Origin of the sequence: Williamwhitmania taraxaci (assembly GCF_900096565.1) — a bacterium.
Lineage (GTDB): Bacteria > Bacteroidota > Bacteroidia > Bacteroidales > Williamwhitmaniaceae > Williamwhitmania > Williamwhitmania taraxaci.
This window is the reverse complement of record NZ_FMYP01000120.1, coordinates 1-5,877: the sequence shown is the minus strand read 5'-3', so window position 1 is coordinate 5,877 and position 5,877 is coordinate 1. Positions and strand designations below refer to the sequence as shown.

Below are 5,877 nucleotides of genomic sequence, written 5' to 3'. Positions count from 1 at the left end.
AACCGCCGCTCGTAGGCACGCTGCGCCACGTTGCTCTCGTAAATGCCCGTTTTGGCATCCCTGTTCCTGCGAATCTCCCGGGATATCACGGAAGGGCTTCGGTTGATAAACAGGGCTATTTCTTTTTGTAGCTTGCCTTGCTGTAGCATGAGGGTAATTACATACCTTTGCTCTTGGTTGATGTGCGCCATTACAACTTATTTTTAGAGGACTTAGGGGGTAAAGAACCACATTTTTTCCATCGGAGCAGCGAAGGTGAGTAATTCTCATCTTCCTGTTCTGAAAAAATGCAATTCCTTTCTCTCCAATCAATCCTATAAGTTGCATTTGTTACTTGAATTTAGGAGAGTTTTAAGAAGTCAGCAGAATAAAAGGGAATGAAGTTGTGATGTTTAACGTGATATGATAAGGCGAGGAGTGCATGTAATGTCAGCAGTTACTATCTGGGCCGAATGCAATATCTATTTTACTGATATTATATTTCCATCAACCGTAACCTTGTCGCCGGGGCGTATTTTGGCACGCTTTCGGCTTTCTGGTTGCCCGTTTAGCTGCACCAGCCCTTCCTCTACAAATATCTTGGCTTCAGCTCCCGATTGAGCTATTCGGGTTGCTTTAAGAAGGCGAATTAGTTCAATGAACTCGTCCTTCAGCTCAAATATAATTTCGTTCATAGTCTTTGTTGTATGAAAAAGGCTGCCAGGATCTGGCAGCCTTTTTTGGTTATCTAATGTGAGTGTCTATTTGGTGGCTTTTTCTAACCTTTTCATTATTGAGAAGATGAAAATGGCAGATAGAATACAGCATACAATAAAGATTGACCATAGCTGCCATAAATCTAATTTGCCCCAGAAGTTACTTCCAACAAATAAAAATTTATTACCAACCGCAGTAGCTAAAAGCCAACCACCTTGCATTAATCCTTGAAACCTTGGTGGAGCAACTTTGGAAACAAAAGAGAGACCCATTGGGCTTAAAAAGAGTTCCGCAAAAGTAAGCGTTAGGTAACCACTAATTAACCAGTATGGCATTACTCTGGATGAGTCGGGAACTGGATTGTATTTAGTAATGCCTGCTTCAACATACTGCAACTCGTGTGGAGAAACAAGATTTAGTGATGCAACCAAAATAATGGCGAATCCCACTGCCGCAATTATCATTCCTATACCGATTTTTTTCGGGGTTGATGGTTCCATGTTTTTGCTGCGAAGCCATGCAAAAATACCCATTACTGGGAATGTAAGGGCTACGATGAAGAGCGGATTGAATGATTGGAATACCTCTGGAGCAATCGGATTTACATCCGAATAGCCGGAAATAAAGTAGGCAGTTAGTGCGCCCAATCCAACAAACATCCCGAGTCCAATGAAGCGTGCGATTTTCTCCTTCCTTGTCAGAAGGATAACTAAGCCGGCAACGGTTCCAATAAATGCTAGGATAGATTCTAGGTTGAAGAAAACGTTTGTAAACGCATCTACAGTTTTAACGGTATAGTCTCGGGCAAAGAATGTGAGGGTTAGTCCGTTCTGGTGGAAGGACATCCAGAAGAAGATTACCACAAAGAAAACAAGAATTAAAGACGATACTCTTGGCCGCTCCTCTTTTGTGGATATTTGGAATATCCATGCGATAAACCCAATAAACAAACCAACTGCTAATCCCAATCCAATATCTTGGAATAGAAAATGGAAGATTGCTGAGGTAGTAAGCATTAGACCCGATGCTAAAAGAAGAGCAATAGGACTTGTGGTCGAATTTGCTTTTGTTCTAACATTACTCTTGTCAGCCTCTTTTTCAATAGTTTTTTCAACTGAGGGCAAATGCTTGTTGAATATTACATAAATAAGAAGAGAGATGACCATAGTGCCGGCTGCAATAGCGAATGCATAGTTATATCCCTTTGCAAATGCATCGATGTACTTTTGTGAAAATGCAGCGAGATCAATTACGTGCATTCCACTAACCTTATCTGCTAGGTTCTGGAATACTGAAACGTCGGCAAGGGTTCCTTTATTAAATGCATGGCATAGTGCAGGAAGGCTGCCGTCGTGAACCAGACCTTGTGTTCCTAAAAACCAGTTGCGAATACCCGTGGCAACAAAGGGGGCAAAAAAGGCACCAACGTTAATACCCATGTAGAATACCATGAATGCAGAATCCCTTACTTTAGAGTATTTCGGGTCATCATACATCTGACCAACAACGGCCTGAAGGTTACCCTTAAATAGACCGTTTCCTAATGCAATGGTAAATAAACCAATTAGAGTTATTGTCAATGTCATGCCGGGAACGGCAATAATTGAATAACCTAAAAACATTACAATTAGGCCAATAAGAATTACGAATTTGTATTTACGTGTTGCGTCTGCAAGAATTCCTCCAAGGAGCGCCAATGCGTAAATACCAAAATAGAACCAGCTATAGTAGCCTCCAGCTTCTTGTTCGGTCAACCCAAACTTGGCCTGCAGAAATAGTACTAGAATGGCCATCATGGTGTAGAACCCGAACCGTTCCCCCATGTTTGCGAAAAAGGCTACGAAAAGCCCTTTAGGATGTCCTTTAAACATGATTCTTTGAGTTTAGTGATATTATTTTTTTTGTCTGATTTCAATCGTTCTTGGCAAAGATAAAAATCTTTTTTTTCCTTGCAACTGATAAATGTTTTAGGACATTTTTATATCTGCTATCCTGTAAATGTTCCTTACATTTGTATTGGGTTGATTTTGATAAATATTTTTGTTTTAGCATCAGGTTAAGCCTCACAATCATGAAATTATTTTCTTCCACTCAGATAAAAGAAATAGACGAGTATAGTATCGTGCACGAGCCAATTACATCGGTGGCTCTTATGGAGCGCGTAGCCGAGATTCTCGCCCATGCTATTTTAGATATTTATCCCCACGTTAATAGGTTTTTGGTGTTTTGTGGCCCCGGAAACAACGGCGGTGACGGGTTGGCTGTTGCGCGCTTACTTGCTTTGCAGGGGAAATGTTTGGATATCGTCCTTCTTTACGACCAAGAGAAATTCTCTACCGATACCCTTATAAACTATAAACGGCTCAAGAAAACTTCGTGCGTTACGCTTCATCGGATAGACAAGTTAGAGGATCTGCCGGAATTGGGACCCCAAGATGTTGTTATTGATGCGATGTTTGGCACTGGGCTGTCTAGGCCTTTGAATGGTTGGCCGCTCGAAGTTGTTACCTATATTAATAGTTGTCAGGCCGAGGTAGTGTCGATTGATATGCCTTCGGGACTTCCGGGCGAGGATTGTTCTGGATTTCCTTCCGATGGAATTGTTTGCGCAACAAATACTCTTACATTACAGTTCCCGAAACTATCTTTCTTTTTTCCGGAAAACGAAAAGTATGTGGGGTTGTTTCAAGTGTTGCCAATTGGACTTCATCCGCAGGCCTTGACTACCATTCCAACGCCATATCAATTCATCACTGCTTCGAATGTGAAGCCGTTATTACCCAAGCGTGCTACTTTTGGGCACAAGGGAACATTTGGTCATTTGCTTTTGATTGCCGGAAGTAAAGGAATGATGGGTGCCTCGGTGTTGTCTGCTCGAGCGGCCTGTCGCGCTGGTGTTGGTTTAGTTACATCGCATGTTCCCTCGGGGCAGGGGCAAATTGTTCAAATAGCAGTTCCTGAAGTTCTTGTTGTGGAAGATATGGATACTGTATGCTTTTCCTCGATATCGAATATTAAAACATATTCGGCAATTGCTGTCGGGCCTGGGATTTCAAAACATCAAAAAGCACGAGTTGCACTTCGGCAACTGTTGAAAGAGGTTGAAAGTCCATTACTCCTCGATGCCGATGCTCTCAATATCATTGCTGAAGAGCGGGATATGTTGGATATGCTACCGCCCAATACCATTCTTACGCCGCATCCAAAAGAGTTAAGCCGGCTTGTTGGTGATTGGAGTAATTCCTTCCAAAGATTAGAATTGCAACAAGCCTTTGCACTTAAGTATCAGGTGGTATTGCTGTGCAAGGGTGCATTTACAACAATTGCCTTACCCAATGGCGATTTGCTATTCAACTCCACAGGAAATTCAGGTATGGCTACTGGTGGCACTGGCGATGTTTTGTCGGGTATAATAGGAGGGCTGTTAGCACAGGGACTTACAAGCGTAGATGCAGCAATCTTAGGCGTATATTTGCATGGCCTCGCTGGGGATATTTCTGCTGGTGAGATTGGACAGCAAGCACTCACCGCCTCCGATTTGGTAAACAATCTTGGCAAGGCATGGTTGTCTATCCTTAAATAGGCTAATGGCAAGTAATATCTATCCAAGTGAACCGTTAAAACGGTAAACGCATTGATTTTTTTTCGCCTTTAAATATTTTGGATGATGTGGCGTAATGCTATAGTCCTGACAGTATGAATGTTAAAATATAAAACGACAATAGATGAAACTTTTCACGAAAACTATTTTTACGCTTGTTGCCATTGCAGCGTTGCTGAGTTCTTGCATGACTTCAAAACCTGCACGGATTAATTCCTATAATGCAACAGGAAATGCGCTGTCGCCTAACCGATTTGTGTTCTATTATCCAAAGACAGTGCTGAACTTTCGCGTAAGTTGTCTACACGAGCGGTTTATCCCGGGTCCATATGCTAATTACTCGAAGAAATATATTGGTGTAAACCCACTTGGATCAGTTAAAGCGGAGTCGTGGCAGATTATGACAGTATCCATTATGCCTGCCTGTGCGCCCGATTATTTGCGGCTGTTTTCAGTGGACGGAACTCCCTCCGAAATTGCTAAGGTTTATAGGGCAATTGGTTCCGGTAGTTTGTTTTCAACATCTTCACTGGTCGAAAAATCTTCGATTCCTTTTGAATTACCCGAAGTGTTTCGTCGTAATGATTACCTCGATATGGGAGTCGCTCCATTTATTTCGGCAAAGAAAAGTGTGTTCAATACTCGTGTTCAGGTCGATTCTGGGTTTGTACGCGTTCCAATTCAAAAGACCATTGTGGTAGAGTCAAGTCTGGAGGACAAGGCTAATGAAGCAGCAGAATTTATTTTCTCATTGAGAAAGAGACGGTTGGATCTGATCTCAGGTGAAGTTGATCATTCAATTGATGGTAATGCTATGGCTGTTGCTTTAGCTGAAATCAACCGATTAGAAGAAGCCTACCTCAGCCTATTTGTTGGTAAAGTGTTTTTGGACACGCTGGACTTTCATTACTCTTTTGTGCCGACATCAGCTCTTACTCAGAATTCAATCCTCTTTCGATTTTCCGAGGAGTTTGGGGCTTTGAATGAGGACAACCTCTCAGGACGACCAATAATGTTGGAACTTCTTTCCGAAAAGAGTCAAGAATTGTTAAAGGTTTTGGGTGGAAATTCTCCGAACAAAGCGGTTTTGCAGTTTCCATACCTGTTTCCTGAAGTTTGCCGCATAACGCTGACTGATGGGAAAAACACGTTGCTCCAGCGACGTATTCCCGTTAATCAGTTGGGTCAGATTGTTTTCTTTCCGGTCTCAATACTTGAGTAGTTCCAGTATATCAAAAGCAAGATTCAACTCACAAATGCAACTTGGGTTAACTGATTATATGTTAAGAGGGGAGAGATAAACCCTAGCCTTTTTCTAGGCCGACTGTTAAGAATATCTTCGACCCACTGAACCTGCTCTTGTGTTATCGTTTTAAAGTCCGTTTTCTTCGGGAAATACTGCCTTACCAAGCGGTTTGCATTCTCGTTAGCGCCGCGCTCCCAGCTGTGGTATGGCCGTGCAAAGTAAAAATTTATTTGCAACTTTTCGGCAATAACCTGATGTGCTGCAAACTCCTTTCCATTATCAGCGGTAATAGTGTGCATTTGGTGTGCCAACGGGGATAGCGCCTCCACTGCAG

The 5,877-nt window shown here is 42.3% G+C and carries 6 protein-coding genes; 2 read left to right on the top strand and 4 right to left on the bottom strand.

Going from position 1 to position 5,877, the window contains the following annotated elements:
• From BLS65_RS17050 to BLS65_RS17040, 3 genes are all read right to left on the bottom strand, one after another.
• Nucleotides 1–191 (bottom strand): helix-turn-helix domain-containing protein (locus BLS65_RS17050; protein ID WP_139180971.1); only part of this gene is annotated, 191 nt, incomplete at its 3' end.
• 270 nt (nucleotides 192–461) lie between these two features.
• Complete coding sequence (locus BLS65_RS17045) at nucleotides 462–674, bottom strand: RNA-binding S4 domain-containing protein (protein ID WP_092441003.1); 213 nt, start codon at nucleotides 672–674, stop codon at nucleotides 462–464.
• A 66-nt stretch (nucleotides 675–740) separates the two neighbouring features.
• Nucleotides 741–2,567 (bottom strand): peptide MFS transporter, encoded by a 1,827-nt coding sequence (locus BLS65_RS17040; protein WP_092441002.1) that lies wholly within the window; start codon nucleotides 2,565–2,567, stop codon nucleotides 741–743.
• Nucleotides 2,568–2,767: 200 nt separating this feature from the next.
• Between BLS65_RS17040 and BLS65_RS17035 the strand changes: the two genes are divergently transcribed.
• Nucleotides 2,768–4,279, top strand: coding sequence for an NAD(P)H-hydrate dehydratase (locus BLS65_RS17035; protein ID WP_092441001.1), 1,512 nt, complete (start codon nucleotides 2,768–2,770; stop codon nucleotides 4,277–4,279).
• Nucleotides 4,280–4,421: 142 nt separating this feature from the next.
• Nucleotides 4,422–5,519 carry a DUF4831 family protein gene (locus tag BLS65_RS17030; RefSeq protein WP_092441000.1) on the top strand — a complete coding sequence of 366 codons (1,098 nt, stop codon included), beginning with the start codon at nucleotides 4,422–4,424 and terminating at the stop codon, nucleotides 5,517–5,519.
• 23 nt (nucleotides 5,520–5,542) lie between these two features.
• Here the strand turns inward: BLS65_RS17030 and BLS65_RS17025 are convergent.
• The coding region (locus tag BLS65_RS17025) for an IS30 family transposase (RefSeq protein ID WP_125869926.1) at nucleotides 5,543–5,877 on the bottom strand (335 nt) is incomplete at its 5' end.